15 protein-coding genes, 2 rRNA genes and 1 riboswitch are annotated in these 18203 nt (G+C 69.0%); of the genes, 3 read left to right on the top strand and 14 right to left on the bottom strand.

The features are described 5' to 3' along the window. Nucleotides 1–222: 222 nt before the first annotated feature. A complete protein-coding gene (locus tag ACTWQF_RS18590; RefSeq protein WP_443280580.1) occupies nucleotides 223–1719 on the bottom strand; it encodes a glutamate--cysteine ligase in 1497 nt (498 codons plus the stop codon). 500 nt (nucleotides 1720–2219) lie between these two features. Here ACTWQF_RS18590 and ACTWQF_RS18585 point away from each other — a divergent pair, with 500 nt between their 5' ends. Further along, complete coding sequence (locus tag ACTWQF_RS18585; RefSeq protein ID WP_443280578.1) at nucleotides 2220–2975, top strand: hypothetical protein; 756 nt, start codon at nucleotides 2220–2222, stop codon at nucleotides 2973–2975. A 297-nt stretch (nucleotides 2976–3272) separates the two neighbouring features. Then, on the top strand, nucleotides 3273–3479 hold the full coding sequence (locus ACTWQF_RS18580) for a DUF5999 family protein (protein WP_443280962.1): 207 nt from the start codon (nucleotides 3273–3275) through the stop codon (nucleotides 3477–3479). 275 nt (nucleotides 3480–3754) lie between these two features. Here ACTWQF_RS18580 and gcvP read toward each other — a convergent pair whose 3' ends face one another. Next, nucleotides 3755–6658 (bottom strand): aminomethyl-transferring glycine dehydrogenase, encoded by a 2904-nt coding sequence (gcvP, locus tag ACTWQF_RS18575; protein ID WP_443280576.1) that lies wholly within the window; start codon nucleotides 6656–6658, stop codon nucleotides 3755–3757. Between the two features lie 185 nt (nucleotides 6659–6843). Then, nucleotides 6844–6941: riboswitch (glycine riboswitch) on the bottom strand. 135 nt (nucleotides 6942–7076) lie between these two features. Between gcvP and ACTWQF_RS18570 the strand changes: the two genes are divergently transcribed. After that, the gene (locus ACTWQF_RS18570; RefSeq protein WP_443280574.1) at nucleotides 7077–7454 is read left to right on the top strand and encodes a PRC-barrel domain-containing protein; all 378 of its coding nucleotides are present in this window, start codon (nucleotides 7077–7079) and stop codon (nucleotides 7452–7454) included. Here ACTWQF_RS18570 and ACTWQF_RS18565 read toward each other — a convergent pair. The 12 genes from ACTWQF_RS18565 to ACTWQF_RS18510 all read right to left on the bottom strand — a co-directional run. Continuing rightward, the gene (locus ACTWQF_RS18565; RefSeq protein WP_443280572.1) at nucleotides 7370–8938 is read right to left on the bottom strand and encodes a DNA polymerase IV; all 1569 of its coding nucleotides are present in this window, start codon (nucleotides 8936–8938) and stop codon (nucleotides 7370–7372) included. The genes ACTWQF_RS18570 and ACTWQF_RS18565 overlap by 85 nt on opposite strands. A gap of 142 nt (nucleotides 8939–9080) precedes the next feature. After that, nucleotides 9081–9737 carry a MerR family transcriptional regulator gene (locus ACTWQF_RS18560; RefSeq protein ID WP_443280571.1) on the bottom strand — a complete coding sequence of 219 codons (657 nt, stop codon included), beginning with the start codon at nucleotides 9735–9737 and terminating at the stop codon, nucleotides 9081–9083. A gap of 247 nt (nucleotides 9738–9984) precedes the next feature. Further along, the gene (locus tag ACTWQF_RS18555) at nucleotides 9985–10458 is read right to left on the bottom strand and encodes a bifunctional nuclease family protein (protein ID WP_026004895.1); all 474 of its coding nucleotides are present in this window, start codon (nucleotides 10456–10458) and stop codon (nucleotides 9985–9987) included. Between the two features lie 74 nt (nucleotides 10459–10532). Next, a complete protein-coding gene (ftsR, locus tag ACTWQF_RS18550; protein WP_443280568.1) occupies nucleotides 10533–11279 on the bottom strand; it encodes a transcriptional regulator FtsR in 747 nt (248 codons plus the stop codon). Between the two features lie 20 nt (nucleotides 11280–11299). Then, the gene (locus ACTWQF_RS18545; protein ID WP_443280566.1) at nucleotides 11300–11827 is read right to left on the bottom strand and encodes an FHA domain-containing protein; all 528 of its coding nucleotides are present in this window, start codon (nucleotides 11825–11827) and stop codon (nucleotides 11300–11302) included. 432 nt (nucleotides 11828–12259) lie between these two features. Then, on the bottom strand, nucleotides 12260–13129 hold the full coding sequence (locus ACTWQF_RS18540; RefSeq protein ID WP_443280564.1) for a DUF881 domain-containing protein: 870 nt from the start codon (nucleotides 13127–13129) through the stop codon (nucleotides 12260–12262). A 5-nt stretch (nucleotides 13130–13134) separates the two neighbouring features. Continuing rightward, complete coding sequence (locus ACTWQF_RS18535; RefSeq protein WP_019358093.1) at nucleotides 13135–13467, bottom strand: small basic family protein; 333 nt, start codon at nucleotides 13465–13467, stop codon at nucleotides 13135–13137. Then, the gene (locus tag ACTWQF_RS18530; RefSeq protein ID WP_443280562.1) at nucleotides 13464–14363 is read right to left on the bottom strand and encodes a DUF881 domain-containing protein; all 900 of its coding nucleotides are present in this window, start codon (nucleotides 14361–14363) and stop codon (nucleotides 13464–13466) included. The genes ACTWQF_RS18535 and ACTWQF_RS18530 overlap by 4 nt, the downstream gene beginning before the upstream one ends. 103 nt (nucleotides 14364–14466) lie before the next feature. Next, entirely contained in the window at nucleotides 14467–16965 is a 2499-nt protein-coding gene (locus tag ACTWQF_RS18525) for a sugar phosphate nucleotidyltransferase (RefSeq protein ID WP_443280560.1), read from the bottom strand. Between the two features lie 113 nt (nucleotides 16966–17078). After that, nucleotides 17079–17690, bottom strand: a complete 612-nt coding sequence (locus tag ACTWQF_RS18520) for a CDP-alcohol phosphatidyltransferase family protein (RefSeq protein ID WP_443280558.1) — start codon at nucleotides 17688–17690, stop codon at nucleotides 17079–17081. Nucleotides 17691–17859: 169 nt separating this feature from the next. Then, nucleotides 17860–17976: ribosomal RNA gene (gene rrf, locus ACTWQF_RS18515) — 5S ribosomal RNA — on the bottom strand. 121 nt (nucleotides 17977–18097) lie between these two features. Then, a 23S ribosomal RNA gene (locus tag ACTWQF_RS18510) occupies nucleotides 18098–18203 on the bottom strand; the annotation flags it as partial.

Below are 18203 nucleotides of genomic sequence, written 5' to 3'. Positions count from 1 at the left end.
CCCTCCAGCTGTGAACGCCGTAACCATCCCGTTCCCTCCTGTCCCATCGCCACCCCCTCACGCTAGAGCCACAGCTTGCCCGACGACTCCGCGCACCCGGCATGGGGGCTGCGCCCCGTCAGGGGCGCGGGGAACTGCGCGCCCAGCCGCAACAAACCCGCAGCTCGCAAGCGACAGGCAGAGGCGCCCCTCACCGGAACCGAGGGGCGCCGCAACGTCCGCCTACGGCCCCTCGGCCCAGCCATGCACCGGGGCACCATCCGCCGCACGGTCACAGTAGGCGCGAGTAACGGCAGCCAACGCCTTCTCCCGGTCGAGGCCGGACTCGACCGCACGGCGATAGGCCGCCACCTGCCAGGAGGCGCCGTTGACCCGGCGCCGACACCGCTCCTCGATGACCGAGAGATACCGGTCGCGGTCCGCGGGCTCCACCCCCCACGCGTCGAGCCCGGCGGCAGCCAACGGCAGCAGTTCGTTGCGCACCAGCCGGGTGGCGGGCTGCCGTACCAGCCCGGTGCCCCGGCCCGAGCGCGGCCACCACAGCTCGGCCTCGATCCCGTACCGGCACGCCGCGTCGAAGTTCCGCTCGGCGTACTCGAACGGCATCCGGTTCCACACCGGCCGCGGATCGTCGGCCAGCGCGCGGACCAGCCCGTAGTAGAAGGCGGTGTTGGCCAGCACATCGGCCACCGTCGGGCCGGCCGGCAGCACCCTGTTCTCCACCCGCAGATGCGGAGCGCCCTCCATCACCCCGTACACCGGCCGGTTCCAGCGGTAGATGGTGCCGTTGTGCAGCGTCAGCTCCGGCAGCCCGGGCACCCCGCCTGCGGCCAGCACCCGCTGTGTGTCCTCCTCGTCGCAGATCGGCAGCAGCGCGGGGAAGTAGCGCAGGTTCTCCTCGAACAGGTCGTACGCGGAAGAGATCCAGCGCTCCCCGAACCAGGTGCGCGGGCGCACGCCCTGGGAACTCAGCTCCGGCGGGCGCGTGTCGGTGGCCTGGAGAAAGAGCGGGACCCGCGACTCACGCCACAGTTCCTGCCCGAACAGGAACGGGGAATTGGCCCCCATGGCAATCTGCGCGCCGCTGATGGCCTGCGCGGCGTTCCATACGTCGGCGAACCGTCCGGGTGTCACCTGGAGGTGGAGTTGTACGGAGGTGCAGGCGGACTCCGGCGCTATCGACTCCGAGGTGCTCACCAGATGTTCGACGCCGTCGATGTCGAGGGAGATCTCCTCGCCCCGCGCGGCCATGATCTGATCGTTCAGCAGCCGATAACGGTCGTCCTCGGTGAGATTGGCCAGGGTCAGATCACGGGCCGTGAGCGTCGGGAGAGTTCCGATCATGACAATGCGCGCATCCACCTCACGGGCCTGCCGATCGGCGTATGCCAGCCCGGTGCGGAGTTCTTCGGCGAGCTGATCGAGAACTCTTCCGGAGAGCGCATGCGGCACGATATTCACTTCGAGATTGAACTGCCCCAGTTCTGTCTGGAAATCCGAGCTCGCGATGTGCCGGAGAACCTCTGCATTCACCATGAGCGGCTGGCCCTGGGCGTCCGCGAGATTCAGCTCGAGCTCCAGCCCCATGAGATTCCTGGGCCGGTCGAACCTCTTCTCCTCCAGCAGTTGCCACAGTCCCTCGAGGCACTTGTGCAGCTTCTGCCGGTACCGCCGTCGGTCGGACAGGTCGAACCTGTCGGCGACGACCTTCTCTCCCATCGGAGGCTTCCTCCCTGCTGGTGGATGCTGCCGGGGCCCCGGCCGAGCGTGCACCGATGATGCCCTGCCGAGCTACGGATAACGCCTGGCAGGGCTGACGCGGCAGGTAAGTGCCGCTAGGCTGGCGGATGCCGGACGGCACATTCCCACGGCATACGGCGGCGTCCAGCCCCCGCGGCACACTTCCCCCGGAAAACACCGACGCCATCAGGCCGACCGCGTTTCCTCCGGAATCCGAGGTCATCGCCGTACCTTCGGCATCACTGCAGGTGAAAAGGCCGCCGATTCGACCTGTTATGGCCTTACAGGAAACAACCGGGCACGTTAGCTGAAACACTTCTCGAACACATCTCGTATAAACTACGCGAACGAGGCAGAGACTTGGCGACCCCGGCCCGCCCCCGTCGACCCCTCCCAGCCGCTTCCGCGGCCATCCCCGCGCCGACACAGCCGTCGCGCCCCCGCCAGCACCATGTGTCTCCCAAGAGAGGCGACCCGCCATGCCGCTGCACGTATCCTCGGCCCCGGCTCCAGCCCTGCGCAGTGTCCTGACCGCTCTCGGCTCCCCGAGCGCGGTCCGAGGCTCCCGAGCCCCCATGGCACTGCGCACCGCTCAGGGCCCCCTGCGTCCCGAACTCCCGCTTCCGGCGTACGAGATGGCGCGCGTGGCGCCGCGCACCGCCGAACGCGCCGTGGAGCGCGCCTCCGGACGCTCCGCCGCACGCACCGGCGACCCCGCGGACACCTCGCCGCGCACCCGGCTGACCGGCTGGCGCTTCCTCCTCTCCGACGAGGGAGCCGAGGCCGGCGTCGGCGGCTCCGGCGGTGATGCGGCCCAGGGCGGGGCGTACGTCGGCACCGCGGAGGCGGTACTGACCGCGGACGGCTGGACGTTCGGACAGTTCCGACAGGGCCCCTACGTCCTCTCGACGGTGCGGGCGATGCGGCAGGCCGAGCTGCTGCCGACCCCGTACCAGCCGCGCCTGCTGTCGGTACCGGAGCTGTACATGCTCACCCTGTGGCTGCACGCCGACGTCGCGGCCGACCCGTGCGGTGGCGTACCGGACCCGGCCGACCTGCTGATCCCGCTGGCCCCCGCGCCGCCCGGCATCGCCCCGCACACCCCGCACCGCGTGGACGCGCTGCTGCCCGTCCTGACCCGCAGGCTGATGGCTTCCGCGGCTACGACAGTGGCGCCCGGAACGGACCCCGCGACGGATCCGCAGGTGGCTTCGCTGCTGCGTACGCCCGCGTGAACCGGCTTCTGTCCTACGGCGTCACCTGCGCTGCTGTACGCCCCTCCGGATGGGCTAGTCTTCCCGATTACCCGAACCCCCCGAAATAGCCGGGCAGTTGGGCGCAACCGCCCGCCAGGGTGATGCGTCTGAGCGGTTGGGTAGGCGCTGACGCGAAATCCCTGCGGATTCGAGCCAGCAGCGGAACACTGTGAGATGGACCGGAACGTACGCACGTACGTGATTACGGGGGGAACGGCCATGCAGAACAAGAGCCGCAGGACAAACGCCACAACACGACGGAAGACGACACCGACAATGTGCCAGCACCAGCCACCGTGCCCGACAGCGGATTCAGCAGACAGGGAGGCCGCGCAGCCCGTGGCCCACCACCCGGAGCAGGGCTGGAGCCTGCTCTGCAACGGAGTTCTGCTCTTCGAGGACACGGGAGAGCTGCTGCCGGACGGTCAGATCATCGCCCCGCACAAGCCGCTCGGCATCCGCCACGTCATCACCGCCGCCTAGCACGCGGGTGCGGGGCAGCCGAACGCGACGCTGACCGGATCGCCGGACCGCCGGACCCACGCCATCGTGGTTGCGCGCCCCCAGCCTCCGGCCGGGAGGTGCCCCCAGGCGCTGCTGGACAATGCGCGGGGGCTGTGCCCCCAGCCCTCGCGCCGTATCCGGCAGGGGGCTGGGGGCACAGCCCCAGAACTTTGTCCGCCGCGACGGCGAGCAACCACCGACCACAGAGTCCGGCGGCATGCGCGACAGGCTCCACCTCAGCGTTCGGCCCCGAACTACGCCGCGTCGTACTCCGCGATCGGCGGGCAGGAGCAGACGAGGTTGCGGTCACCGTAGGCGCCGTCGATCCGGCGTACCGGCGGCCAGTACTTGTCGGACGGCCGCACGCCGGCCGGGAAGACGGCCTCCTCGCGCCCGTAGCCCTGCTCCCACTCGCGGCCGAGCATGGCGGCGGTGTGCGGGGCGTTGCGCAGCGGGTTGTCCTCCGCGTCCCACTCCCCCGTACCGACCTTCTCGATCTCCGCACGGATGGCGATCATCGCCTCGCAGAACCGGTCGACCTCGGTCAGATCCTCGCTCTCCGTCGGCTCGATCATCAGCGTCCCGGCGACGGGGAAGGACATCGTCGGCGCGTGGAAGCCGTAGTCGATCAACCGCTTGGCGACGTCGTCGATGCTCACGCCCGTCTGCTTGGTCAGCGGCCGTACGTCGATGATGCACTCGTGCGCCACCAGCCCGTTCGGGCCCGTGTAGAGCACGGGGTAGTGCGGCTCGAGCCGCTTGGCGATGTAGTTGGCGCTCAACACCGCCACCTGCGTCGCCTTGCGCAGCCCCTCGGCGCCCATCAGCCGCACGTACGCCCATGAGATCGGCAGGATCCCGGCCGAGCCCCACGGCGCACCGGAGACCGGGCCGATGCCCGTCTCCGGCCCGGCGGCGGGCTGAAGCGGGTGGTTGGGCAGATACGGCGCCAGATGCTCCCGTACGCCGATCGGGCCGACGCCGGGGCCGCCCCCGCCGTGCGGGATGCAGAACGTCTTGTGCAGGTTGAGGTGCGAGACGTCGGCACCGAAGCGGCCGGGCCGGGCCAGCCCCAGCAGCGCGTTGAGATTGGCGCCGTCCACGTACACCTGGCCGCCCGCGTCGTGCACGGCGGCGCAGACCTCGGTGATGTGCTCCTCGAACACGCCGTGCGTCGAGGGGTAGGTGACCATCAGCACGGCCAGCTCGTCGCCGTGCTGCTCGATCTTGGCGTGCAGGTCGGCCACGTCCACGTCACCGTTGTCGCTGGTCTTGACGACGACGACCTTCATTCCCGCCATGACGGCGCTGGCCGCGTTGGTGCCGTGCGCCGAGGACGGGATGAGGCAGACGGTGCGCTGTGCCTCGCCGTTGGCGCGGTGGTAGGCGCGTACGGCCAGCAGTCCCGCCAGCTCACCCTGGGAGCCCGCGTTCGGCTGGAGCGAGACCTTGTCGTAGCCGGTGACCTCCGCCAGCCGCTCCTCCAGTTCGCGGATCAGCGTCAGATAGCCCTCGGCCTGCTCGGCGGGCGCGAAGGGGTGCAGGGCGCCGAATTCCGGCCAGGTGACCGGCTCCATCTCGGTGGTGGCGTTGAGCTTCATCGTGCAGGAGCCGAGCGGGATCATTCCGCGGTCCAGCGCGTAGTCCCGGTCGGCGAGGCGGCGCAGATAACGCAGCATCGCCGTCTCGGAGCGGTGCTCGTGGAAGACCGGGTGCGCGAGGTACTCGTCGCTGCGCAGCAGGTCACCGGGGAGTGCCTGGTCGGTCGCGGCGTCCAGCGCGTCCAGGTCGCCGGGCGCGGCCACCCCGAACGCCTGCCACACGGCGGCGAGCTGCTCGCGCCCGGTGGTCTCGTCGCAGGCGATGCCGATGTGGTCGGCGTCCACCTGCCGCAGGTTGATCCCGGCCTCGCGGGCCCGCCCGGTGATCTCGGCCGCGCGGCCCGGCACGCGCGCGGTGACCGTGTCGAAGAACCGCTCGTGCAGGACCTCGACGCCGCCGTCCCGCAGCCCGGCGGCGAGCAGCGCCGCGTAGCGGTGGGTACGGCGGGCGATGGCGGCCAGCCCGTCGGGCCCGTGGTAAGCGGCGTACATCCCGGCCATCACGGCGAGCAACACCTGCGCGGTGCAGATGTTGCTGGTGGCCTTCTCGCGGCGGATGTGCTGCTCACGGGTTTGCAGGGCGAGGCGGTACGCCTGCTCGCCGTCCGCGTCCTTGGAGACGCCGACGAGCCGTCCGGGCAGGCTGCGGGCGAACTTGTCGCGGACGGACATGTAGCCCGCGTGCGGCCCGCCGAAGCCCATCGGCACGCCGAAGCGCTGGCTGGAGCCGACAGCGATGTCCGCACCCAGCTCGCCGGGCGAGGTCAGCAGGGTGAGCGCCAGCAGGTCGGCCGCGACGGTGACGACCGCGCCCAGTTCGTGCGCCCGCTCGATCACCGGGCGCAGATCGCGCACCGCACCGGAGGCTCCGGGGTACTGGAGCAGCACGCCGAAGATGCCGCCGCGCTCGGCCAGCTCGTCGGGGATACCGTCGCTCAGGTCGGCAACCAGGATCTCCACCCCGGTGGGCTCGGCGCGGGTCCGCAGCACCGCGACGGTCTGCGGCAGACAGTCGGCGTCGACCAGGAAGGTGCCGCCGCTCTTGCCGGCCTTGCCGACCCGGCGCGAGAGCGCCATCGCCTCGGCGGCGGCCGTGGGCTCGTCCAGCAGCGATGCACCGGCGGTGGGCAGCCCGGTCAGATCGGAGACGACGGTCTGGAAGTTGAGCAGCGCCTCCAGCCGGCCCTGGGAGATCTCCGGCTGGTAGGGCGTGTACGCGGTGTACCAGGCGGGGTTCTCCATGACGTTGCGCAGGATCACCGGCGGTGTGACAGTGCCGTAGTAGCCCAGACCGATCATGGAGTGCAGCACCTGGTTGCGCTGCGCGAGGGAGCGCAGCTCGGCCAGCACCTCCGCCTCGCTCCGCGCGTCGGGCAGCTCCAGCCGCTCGGTGCTTCTGATCACGTCGGGCACCGCCGCTGCGGTCAGCTCGTCGAGCGACCCGTAGCCGACCTGCGCAAGCATCTTGGCCTGCGCGCCGGCGTCGGGTCCGATATGGCGGCTCTCGAAGGGAGTGCCGTTCTCCAGTGCGGAGAGCGGGGTCCGGTGGGAAGTCATCTGCGGGGGCCTCCTGGTCTGTGCGACCTGCGAGGGGCACCTTTACGGGTGCCCGGACGGCCTCCCCCTCTGTCATCTCGACCTGAGAGTTTCACCGAGCCGCCCAGGTGCGGGGCCTCGGCTTACACCGTCGGTGAGGAGGGGCTTCGGCGCTGGTCCGGGCCCGCCCTGCTTTCCAGAGTGACCTCGTCCGCGCGGTACGTGGGCCTGAGAGATTCCGGGGAGGAGTTGCTCCTTCGGCGCCTCCGGAAAGTTCACCGGAGGACTCTCCCGCACGGGGTCGACAGCCACCTTGAGCGTATCAGCGCCCCCTTGAGTGGTAACCCGGAGTGCGCTCAAGTAGCCAACAGTCGAAAAGTGCCGTTTCGTGGTGACTACGAGCGTGAACAGCACGTTGCGACCCCGTGGGAGGAGACCCGTGCAGACCTACATAGATCCCCGGAGCCTGATCGGCCGCAAGGCGTTCGACAGCGAGGGCGTAAAGATCGGTACGGTCGACGAGGTGTATCTCGACGACGCCACGGGCGAACCGGAGTGGGCGGCGCTGCGCACCGGCATCTTCAGCCGCGACGCCTTCGTGCCGCTGGAGCCCTCCAGCCTGGACGAGACCGGGCTGCGTGTCCCGTTCGAGCGCGCCCTGATCAAGGAAGCCCCCGACTTCGGCGTCGGCCGTCACCTCTCCCCGCAGCAGGAGCTCCAGCTCTACCGCCACTACGGGCTCGACGTCCCGGCAGGCGACGAGGCGCCCACGCCCCCGGACCGCGATTTCGGGCGGATCGCCGGCGCCGGGGACTGAGCCGCGAGCGCCCGGGCGATGTCCGCGTCCAGCATTCTCGGCTCGGCGGGCTCCAGATCCGGGTCGTCGACGGAGAAGGTCCGCACCCGGCCGGGCGGAGTGTCCGGTTCCTCGAAGCGGACGGTGACCTTCCCGACGCCGCTGCCCTGCACCCAGCCTCTGCCGTACTCGGCATGGCACACGTCCCGGCCGGGGATCCATCGCCGGTCGGCGGGCACGGCCGCGCCTGGCTCCTCGGCGGCGGCGCCCGCTTCCATCGCCGCGCGGGCCGTCCGCACCGGCCCCTCGGCACCCGCCGGTCTCCTCTCGGCCTCCACCGGACTGCCTTCGGCTTCCGCCGCTCCCGCCCCGCCTTCGGGTTGGTCTCTGTCGGCCGGTTCGTGCTCCTGGCTCAGCGCGGCCTGGGCCTGCGCGAACAGGTCCTCCTGCGTGAAGTCGGCGAGCCCGCTGACCCCCACTCCCAGCAGCCGCACCCCGGCCGTGGTGTCCACCCCGTCCAGCAGCCGCAGCGCAGCCTCCTTGACGACACCCAGGTCGTCGGTGGGCCCGCGCAGCGTGTCGGATCTGGTGAGGGTCGAGAAGTCGTAGCTGCGTACCTTGATGACCACGGTGCGTCCGGACCGCCCGGCCGCGCGCAGCCGGGTCACACAGCGCTCGGCGAGCCGCTCCAGCTCCAGCCGCACCCGGGTGCGGTCGGTGAGGTCCACGTCGTAGGTGTCCTCGACGGAGACCGACTTGGCGTCCCGCTCGGCCACCACCGGACGGTCGTCGATGCCGTGAGCCATCGCATGGACCGAGGCCCCGTGTGCCTTCCCGAGCAGCCGCAGCAGCTCGTCCTCACCCGCCTCCGCGATCTCTCCGACAGTGGTGATCCCGGCCTTACGCAGCACCTCCGCCGTGGCGGGCCCCACCCCGGGCAGCGTCCGCACCGACAGCGGTGCCAGCATCTCGCGCTCGGTGCCCACCGGGATGAGCACCAGGCCGTCCGGCTTCGCCTGCTCCGAGGCGATCTTGGCCAGCATCTTCGATCCCGCCAGCCCCACCGAGCCGGTCAGTCCCGTCGCCGCTCTGATGTCCCGCCGCAGCCGCTCACCGACCTGTTGCGCCCCCTCGGCGCCGCCCTGCGTCCCTCCCAGCGCCTCCCCGGCCTCCAGGTCCACGAACGCCTCGTCGAGGCTCAGGGGCTCCACCAGTGGCGACAGTTGGTGCAGCAGCTCCATCACGACCTCGCTGACCGCACGGTAGAGCCCGAAGCGCGCGCCCAGATACGCCGCGTTCGGCGCCAGCCGCCTGGCCTGCGCCGTGGGCATCGCCGAGTGCACCCCGAAGCGCCTGGCCTCGTACGAGGCCGTCGAGACCACCCCGCGCGGCCCGAGGCCGCCGACCACGACCGGCTTCCCGCGCAGACTGGGCTTCGACGCCTGCTCCACAGCAGCGAAGAAGGCATCCATGTCCAGATGCAGGATGGTCGGCTGGGTCCTCACACCTTCCGATGCTGCCGCATCCCACTGACAATCCGGTCAGCGCGCACCGCAACGGGGGCACCACCGGCCGGAGGCTGGGGGAGCACAATCACCGGCAACAGGTTTCGGCGGCAACATTGGCGGCCTGAGCCTCGACGCCCGACTATCCCGCCCGATTGCGGCGGCGGGCCAGCTCGTCCTCCGGATGGTCCCTGACCAGCGTCTCGCCGGTGTCGACGCGCTCTCCGTGCAGCTGGGAGAGAGCACCCTCGACGTCCTTCCAGACGACACCGACGGCGATACCGAAGACGCCCTGGCCCCCCTGCAGGAGGTCCACCACCTCGTCGGGCGAAGAGCATTCGTAGACCGTGGCCCCGTCGCTCATCAACGTCATCCGCGCCAGATCGGTCCGGCCCCTGGACCGCAGATGCCGTACGGCTGCGCGAATGTTCTGGAGCGATACGCCGGTGTCCAGCAGCCGCTTGACGATCTTGAGGACGACGATGTCCTGAAAGCTGTAGAGGCGCTGGGTGCCCGAACCGTAGGCGGGGCGGATGCTGGGCTCGACCAGGCCGGTGCGGGCCCAGTAGTCGAGCTGCCGGTAGGTGATCCCGGCCGCGGAGCAGGCGGTCGGACCGCGATAGCCGACCTGCTCGGCCGGGGTGTCGGCCGCCGGCCCTGAGACGCCGCCCGGCAGCAGTCCGGGGGGCGGTGCGGGGGACGGCCGATCTGCGGGCACCTCCCGGCCGGAAGCCGGGGGCGGGCCGTCAGGTAGGGACGAGTCGCCAGCCGCCGTACCTTCGCTGCCGGTGCTTGTCACGCCGACCTCCGTCCTTCACATCCCGGGTTACCCCCGGAACCTGCCCACATGAAGGTAGGCAGTCACTCCGAGTGCGTCAACGATCGCCACACTCGGCACGGCGAGTGATAATGCCCCAGAGGGTGGTTTCGCGTGCCCACAACCGGGGAATGGCTGGCCGGATGGCCACCCCGGCAGGCAGCACCACACACCACTTCCCTGCCTCCGGCCGGAAGTGCCCGGTCCGGGGGCGGCTGACGGCAGAGCGTCACTGGCTGCTGGTGCCGAAGTCCTCCGGAGAGATCTGGTCGAGGAACTCGCGGAACTTCTCCACCTCGTCCTCCTGCTCGTCCGGGATCGCGATCCCCGCGTCGTCCAGCACACCGTCACTGCCGTAGATCGGCGTACCGGTGCGCAGTGCGAGCGCTATGGCGTCTGACGGACGGGCACTGACTTCCACGCCACTGGCGAAGACAAGCTCCGCATAGAACACGCCTTCCCGCAGGTCCACGATGCGGACCGCGGTCAGCTCCTGACCCACTGCTTCCAGGACGTCCTTGAACAGGTCATGGGTGAGTGGGCGTGCGGGGGTCATGCCCTGCTGAGCGAAGGCGATCGCGGTCGCCTCCCCGGGGCCGATCCAGATGGGGAGGTAGCGGTCGCCTCCCACTTCTCGCAGGAGCACGATCGGTTGGTTGGTGGGCATTTCCACCCGGACACCCACGACGTCGAGCTCATTCACACAGCAACCCTAGGCCGTGCTGCGCCTGTTTGGGTAGTCGGGCAGCCGTCCGGCACCGGCATCCGTGTGCTGATTCAGTCACCCCGCGTGCGGGCCGCTCGTACCGCGGACTCCACAAAGGCCCCGTAGAGCCGCACGGAGAGGTTCGTGAGTTCGTCCGCCGTGGTCTCGGCGTGCGTTCTGGTCCGCTGGTCCGGATGGTGCCGAAGGGGCGCGACAAGCTGCTCGACGAGATCCAGCTGGCGGTCGGCGGCGGCTTTCACGGCGCGTAGATGGCGTGCCGCCACTCCGTAACGGCCGAGCTCCGCCACCAGCTGGGCCACGGTCACATCGGTCAGCCGGTAGGTACCGTCCTCGGCGGGGCCGAGCAGCCCGTACTCCTCCCACTCGGCCAGTTCCTGCTCCTGGGCACCGACGAGCCCGAGCAGTTCCTTGCGTCCGGTACGGACGGCAGGGACCGACGCCGCCACGTTCGGCTCCTCGGGGTCACGAGGCGGAACCATCGGCAGGGCCGGGTAGGGAGCACCCTCGCCGAACGCTTCCAGATGCTCCCTGATGACCTTCAGCGGCAGATAGTGATCCCGCTGCATCCGCAGCACATAGCTCAACCGCTCGACGTCCTCGGCCCGGAACTTCCGGTACCCCGACGGGGAGCGCGCCGGCTCGACCAGCCCCTCCGCCTCCAGAAAGCGGATCTTGGAGACGGTGATCTCGGGAAACTCCGCACGGAGTGCCTCAAGGACGGCGCCGATACTCATCGGACCGCTCTTCTGCCCGGCGGCGGTGCCCGCACGGGCACCGCCGGACGGCGTGTGCAGCATGAGCCTCCCTGCCGGGGCTGTCAGTAGGTGCGCTGGCTCGCGAAGAAGACCAGCCGGTACTTCCCGATCTGCACCTCATCGCCGTTCCCGAGCGGCACTCCGGCCTCGATCCGCTCGCGGTTGACGTAGGTGCCGTTCAGGCTGCCGACGTCGGAAACCGTGAAGGTGCCGTCGGGGCCGCGCCGGAACTCGACGTGGCGGCGGGAGACGGTCACGTCGTCCAGGAAGATGTCGCTCTCCGGGTGGCGCCCGGCGGTGGTCAGATCACCGTCGAGCAGGAACCGGCTGCCCGAGTTGGGACCACGCCGCACGATCAGCAGCGCCGAGCCCATGGGCAGGGCGTCGACGGCGGCCTGCGCTTCGGGCGGCAGCACCGGAGAGGCATGCTGGCCGGTGGTCTCGGAGTCGTACGCCTCCAGACCGGAGATGGAGATCGTGGACGTCGTCTCGGACGCCCCTTCCGCAGGCGCGCCGCCCCGCAGAGGAGCACCGCAGTTGGAGCAGAACCGGCTCGCTTCCGCGACGCGGGCTCCACACCTGTTACACACCGGCAAGGCAGAACCTCCACCCGTATTTGAGGTTGGCGGTGCCTGGGAACCTATGCGCCCCTGAGTACCAGGGTCAACAGAAACCGCGCCGCGACCACCCGAATTGTCCCCTCCGGGTCCGGCCACCTCGTCACGGAACAGCGGGCGCTCGGTGCTGCCCTCCGGCGCGCCTCCGGTCATCTCCGCGCCTTGGGGAGCACGGTGCCGTGCGGTACCCGTGTCGCCGCCCCGACGGCCCTTGCCGAACAACTTCGCAAAAAAACTCACGGGCGATTCCCCTCGCACGAAACAGACCCGCCCGTGGGGCAGGACAGACCCTCGATGCTCTCACTGGCCACTCTTGACGCTGTAATAACGTCCGTGGCCCGTAGACAGTTTCCACCACGCGGTGCCCAACTTGCCCGCCGACCCCCTGAAACTCCTATCACCATCTCAGCGCGATGACGACCGAGCGTAGTCAGGCCGCTTCGCCTGTCGCAAGGCGTCCACGGTGATCTTCCCCGAGCGGGTCACATCCACTGTGGCCTGCTTGTTCTTCAGCGTCTGCACAACGCCGCCGGGAATGTTGAGCGCCGGTTCCAGATCGGCGGGCTTGCCGATGACCTCGAAACGGTAAGGCTGGTCGATCCTATGCCCGTCGACGTCGACCCCGCCGCCGCTGTCGGTGAAATGCGTGCCGGCCACCACCCGCACACCGTTGACCTGCATGGCCTCGGCGCCGGCGGCCCGCAGTTCCTGAACCGCGTCCAGCAGCGTGTCGGAATCCGCCGCTCCGGCCCGGTCCTTGATCGTCATATGGATACCGGGCCCCTCGGCCGCCACCGTACCGGCGAGCACACCGAGCTGGGCCTCCTTCTCCTTGGTCTGCTTACGCGCCTCCTCGGCCTGGTCCGAGGAAGTCTCCAGCTGAGTGCGCTGCCCGTCCAGCTTCCGCTTCTCGTCCTCCAGCCGTTTGGTGCGGTCGTCGAGCTCGTCGAGGATGCGGACCAGGTCCTCACGCCGGGCACCGCGCAGCGCGCTGTTCTCACTGGTGGAGCGCACCTGGATCGCCAGCCCGAGGCCGAGGACGAAAAGCAGAAGCGCGACGATGAGTTGGGCGCGCGTCACCCGTGGGGGCCATACGGCCTTGGCGAGCCGTTGCCGCCCCGTCAGCTGCGGGCCGCTGTTCTCACCCTGCGTGCCCGTCGTCTCCGGCTGCTCCTGGGGGAGTTCGCGCTCCGGCGGAAGCTCGCGCTGCGGCTCGCTGGCATTCTCCGGCCAGCTGCCGTTCTTCGGCCTGTTGTCGTTGCTGTCGTCACTCATCGACCTCACGCCCTGAACACGTGCCGACGGATGGCGGCTGCGTTGGAGAAGATCCGGATACCCAGAACGACGACCACACCGGTGGACAGCTGGGCACCCACCCCGAGCTTGTCGCCCAGGAAGACGATCAGCGCGGCCACCACCACGTTGGAGAGGAACGAGACCACGAAGACCTTGTCGTCGAAGATGCCGTCCAGCATGGCGCGAAGGCCGCCGAAGACCGCGTCCAGCGCGGCGACGACGGCGATGGGCAGATACGGTTCGACCGCCAGCGGCACCACGGGCCGGACGACAAGTCCGGCCACGACTCCCACGACGAGGCCCAGTACGGCGATCACGATGTGCTGCCCTTCCCTGTCCGCACAGGTTTCGCTGTTCTCAGAATCAGACTCGGCGCAGCAGGCAGCCGCACCTTGTCCTGGACGGAAATGCTGGTTCTGGCACCGTAGTCCTTGTGCAGAACGTACAGGTACTGGCCGTCGACACTGTCCTGGAAGGTCCGCGAGAACTGCTGCCCGGGACCGATCGCCAGCAGCCTGTACGGCGGAACCAGCGGCTTGTTGTCGACCAGGATCGCGTCACCCGCCGCGCGGATGGCGGACCGTGACGTCAGGCGCTGGCCGTTGATCGAGACGGCTTCGGCGCCGGCCGCCCACAGTCCGTTGACGACCCGCTGAAGATCGCGGTCGCGGATCCGGCCCGTGTCGGAGAACCCGTCGGTCTTACGGGGCCCGTCGCCGTCGCCGGACTCGGCGTCCTCGGCGTCGTCCACCACGAGCTTGAGGCCGGGGCCCTCGACGGCGGTGGCGCCGGAGAGCAGGGCCGTGGTCCTGCCCCGCTCGTCACCGTGCTTCTGCAGAGCCTTCCGCTGCTGACGCTCCACCGAGGTCCGCAGCTTGTCCACGTCCCCCTGAAGCTCGTCGGCCCGTTGACCGCCGGACTCGATCCGCTCGATGAGCTCCTGCTTCTCCTTGGCGACGCTCGGCGCGGAGATCTGCGCCTGGGCGGCACCCACAGTCACCACCAGGGCCGCCAGCACCAGCCCTACCGCCAGCCCCACCTTGGCCCGCAGCGTGCGGGGCATCCTCGAGCGGCCCACCTCGCCCCGCCGGGCGGCGGCTTCCGCGTAGCCGTCGTCGAGGCTGTGCTCCATCGCATTGGTCAGCAGCGACATGGAAGCGTCGGGCCGCGGGGTCCGCGCCGGGGTGCTCCGAGTGGGGTGCTGCTGCGACATGCCGCACATCGTCGCACGTCGAGGCCCGTGCCGCCGAACGCACCCACCCCTGTTCCGTACGGCGGGACTTGCCCTTCGAGAAGGGCGAGCCCCGCCGCGGCACTCAGTGGCCCGCGCTGTCGACCACTGCCGCCCACTCGTCCAGCAGTGCCTGCGCGGATGCCTCGTCGGGCCCCTCCGCCCACAGGTGCGTGACGGCCTCCGCCGGGTCGGGCAGCACCATCACCCAGCGGCCGTCGGACTCGACCACACGCACCCCGTCGGTGGTGTCGACGGACCGCTCCCCCGCCGCCTCCACGACCGTACGCATCACAAGGCCCTTGACCGCCCACGGCGTTGCCAGGTCCCGCCGGCTCACATGGGCCCGCGGGATACGCGCGTCGATCTGACTGAGCGTCAACTGCGTACGCGCAACGAGACCGATGAGCCGCACGAACGCAGCCGCACCGTCGAAGACCGAACTGAACTCCGGGACGATGAATCCGCCTCTGCCGTCACCACCGAAGACGGTGGCGTCGTCGTCCCTGCTGACGCGGGTGAGGTCGTCGGGAGACGTCGTGGTCCACTCGACCTGCGTGCCGTGGTAGGCGGCGACCTGCTCGGCGATCCGGGTCGTGGTAACCGGCAGCGCCACCCGGCCGCTGCGCCGCTCGGCCGCGACCAGGTCGAGCATCACCAGCAGCGCCCGGTCGTCCTCCACGATCCTGCCGTGCTCGTCCACCAGCGAGATGCGCTCTCCCACCGGGTCGAAACGCACCCCGAACGCCGCGCGGGCCGACGCGACGATCTCCCCGAGCCGCACCAGCCCGGCGCGCCGGCTCTCCGCCGACTCCGTCGGTCGCGACTCGTCCAGGCCCGGGTTGATCGTCAGCGCGTCCACGCCCAGCCGGCCCAACAGGCTCGGCAACACCAGCCCCGCGCTGCCGTTGGAGGCGTCGACCACGACCTTCAGGCCCGACTCCGCGACCCCGGTGGTGTCCACGGCGCGCAGCAGCGAGCCCGTGTACGAGTCGTAGACGCTGGAGGGGAAGCTGAGGTCACCGATCTCACCGGGGAAGGCGCGGCGGTACTCCTGCCGCGCATAGACCCGGTCGAGCTTGCGCTGCCCAGCCTGGGAGAGGTCGGCTCCCCGCTCGTCGAAGAACATGATGTCCACGGAGTCCGGAACCCCGGGCGTCGTCCGGATCATGATGCCGCCAGCACTGCCCCGCGCCGTCTGCTGCCGGGCAACCGGAAGCGGCACGTTCTCCAGATCCCGTACGTCGATCGCGCTGGCCTGCAGCGCGGAGATGATCGCCCGCTTGAGGGCACGCGCGCCTCGCGAGTGGTCGCGGGCGGTACAGACGGTGGAGCCCTTCTTGAGCGTCGTCGCATACGCGCCCGCCAGCCGTACCGCCAGCTCCGGCGTGATCTCCACGTTCAGGATCCCGGAGACGCCACGAGCACCGAACAGATGCGCCTGCCCGCGGGACTCCCAGATGACGGACGTGTTGACGAATGCGCCGGCCTCGATCGTCTTGAAGGGGTAGATACGGACGTTCCCCTGGACGATCGATTCTTCGCCGATCAAGCACTCGTCGCCGACGACAGCACCGTCCTCGATCCGCGACGCCCGCATGATGTCGGTGTTCTTACCGATGACGCAGCCCCGCAGATTGCTCTGCGGACCGATGTAGACGTTGTCGTGCACGACGGCACGGTGCAGGAAGGCACCGCTCTTGACGACGACGTTCGAGCCGATGACTGAGTGCTCACGGATCTCCGAGCCCGCCTCGACCTTCGCGTAGTCACCGATGTAGAGAGGGCCACGCAGTACGGCGTCGGGATGCACCTCGGCGCCCTCGGCGACCCAGACACCGGGCGAGATCTCGAAGCCGTCCCGCTCCGCGTCGACCTTGCCCTCGAGTACATCCGCCTGTGCCTTCACATAACTCTCGTGGGTGCCGACGTCCTCCCAGTACCCCTCAGCAATATAGCCGTAGATCGGCTTGCCTTCCTTCATAAGTTGCGGGAAGACATCACCGGACCAGTCGACGGGCACATCGGGTTCGACATAATCGAAGACCTCGGGCTCCATCACATAAATGCCGGTGTTCACCGTGTCCGAGAAGACCTGTCCCCAGGTCGGCTTCTCCAGGAACCTTTCGACCTTGCCGTCCTCGTCCACGATGGTGATACCGAATTCCAGCGGATTCGGCACCCGGGTCAGACAGACGGTGACCATCGCCCCGCGTTCCCGGTGAAAGCGGATGAGGTCGGTGAGGTCGAAGTCGGTGAGAGCGTCGCCGGAGATGACGAGAAATGCGTCGTCCCGCAGGGCTTCCTCGGCGTTCTTGACGCTGCCGGCCGTACCCAGTGGCTTCTCTTCGTTGGCGTAGGTGAGCTCCATGCCGAGCTCCTCACCGTCACCGAAGTAATTCTTGACCAGCGAGGCCAGGAATTGCACGGTCACGACGGTCTCGGTGAGCCCGTGACGCTTGAGCAGCCTCAGCACGTGCTCCATGATCGGCTTGTTCACCACCGGCAGGAGTGGCTTGGGCATGCTCGCGGTCATCGGCCGAAGGCGCGTGCCTTCGCCGCCAGCCATCACGACGGCCTTCATATCGGAAGCGTCCTCCTCGTACAGACGACGGTCATCCCGACCATGACCCCTCCAGGATGACCTACAAAGGCACAATCAGGGCAACCGGCCCCCGGAGCGAGGAGAGGCGGGTATCAGTCGGTCTTCTCGGTGTCCGCCCTGATCAGACGGCGAACCTGGACCACATAGAGGATCCCTGCCCACCAATAGAGAGCAGTACCCCAACCTGCGAAGGCCCATCCGAAAATCGCTGCGAGTGACGAGACCCAGCCACTTCCGTCACTGAGCAACAGCAGCGGGAAGGCATACATCAGGTTGAAGGTCGCAGCCTTGCCCAGGAAGTTGACCTGCGGCGGCGCATAGCCGTGACGGTCCAGGATCCACACCATGACCAGCAGCAGCAGTTCGCGGGCCAGCAGAGTGATGGTGAGCCAGAGCGGCAGAATCTCCCGCCAGGTCAGGCCCACAAGAGTGGAGAGGATGTACAACCGGTCCGCGGCCGGGTCGAGAATACGGCCGAGGCTGCTGACCTGATTCCACCGACGGGCCAGTTTGCCGTCGAGGTAGTCGGTCACTCCGCTCGCAGCCAGCACGAGCAGCGCCCACAGATCACAGTTCGGACCACCGAACTCGGGCCAGAGAATCAGCCATAGGAACACCGGCACACCGACCAGGCGGGCCATGCTGAGGATGTTCGGGATGGTGAGGACCCGATCCGTCTGGACCCGCGTCTCCTGGACCTCCACCCGTGGGCCTCCTGAGTAACCGTGCCGACGCTACCCCCTGACCCTACCCGGCGCCGCTCACCCAGCGTGCACGGGGTCGCCGGTGGGCGGAGAAAAGAGACGCGATTGGGCACGAAAAACACGAAAAGGCCCTGTTGGCTCACGCCAACAGGGCCTTTTCTCAAGAATTGTTCGGCGGTGTCCTACTCTCCCACACGCTCCCGCATGCAGTACCATCGGCGCTGTAAGGCTTAGCTTCCGGGTTCGGAATGTAACCGGGCGTTTCCCTCACGCTATGACCACCGAAACTCTGTTCAGGAATCACCGGATCAACAGATCCGGGTCCTGGAGTCTCTTAGCGAACAAGCACACTCTTCAATTGAAGTGCGGTTGTTGTCTCAGAACCAACACAGTGGACGCGAGCATCTACGGACAAGCCCTCGGCCTATTAGTACCGGTCACCTCCACACGTTACCGTGCTTCCAGACCCGGCCTATCAACCCCGTCATCTCCAGGGAGCCTTACTCGCTCAAG

The sequence above is a fragment of the Streptomyces sp. 8N114 genome (assembly GCF_052245835.1).
In the GTDB taxonomy this organism is placed as follows: Bacteria; Actinomycetota; Actinomycetes; order Streptomycetales; family Streptomycetaceae; genus Streptomyces.
This window is presented reverse-complemented; position numbering and strand designations above follow the sequence as displayed.

What these genes read in the sequence shown, in the direction of transcription:
- ftsR (WP_443280568.1), bottom strand. Translation starts at nt 11,279, where the DNA reads ATGCTGCACACGCCGTCCGGCGGTGCCCGTGCGGGCACCGCCGCCGGG.
- ACTWQF_RS18525 (WP_443280560.1), bottom strand. Translation starts at nt 16,965, where the DNA reads ATGAAGGCCGTCGTGATGGCTGGCGGCGAAGGCACGCGCCTTCGGCCG.
- ACTWQF_RS18540 (WP_443280564.1), bottom strand. Translation starts at nt 13,129, where the DNA reads ATGAGTGACGACAGCAACGACAACAGGCCGAAGAACGGCAGCTGGCCG.
- gcvP (WP_443280576.1), bottom strand. Translation starts at nt 6,658, where the DNA reads ATGACTTCCCACCGGACCCCGCTCTCCGCACTGGAGAACGGCACTCCC.
- ACTWQF_RS18580 (WP_443280962.1), top strand. Translation starts at nt 3,273, where the DNA reads ATGTGCCAGCACCAGCCACCGTGCCCGACAGCGGATTCAGCAGACAGG.
- ACTWQF_RS18585 (WP_443280578.1), top strand. Translation starts at nt 2,220, where the DNA reads ATGCCGCTGCACGTATCCTCGGCCCCGGCTCCAGCCCTGCGCAGTGTC.
- ACTWQF_RS18530 (WP_443280562.1), bottom strand. Translation starts at nt 14,363, where the DNA reads ATGTCGCAGCAGCACCCCACTCGGAGCACCCCGGCGCGGACCCCGCGG.
- ACTWQF_RS18590 (WP_443280580.1), bottom strand. Translation starts at nt 1,719, where the DNA reads ATGGGAGAGAAGGTCGTCGCCGACAGGTTCGACCTGTCCGACCGACGG.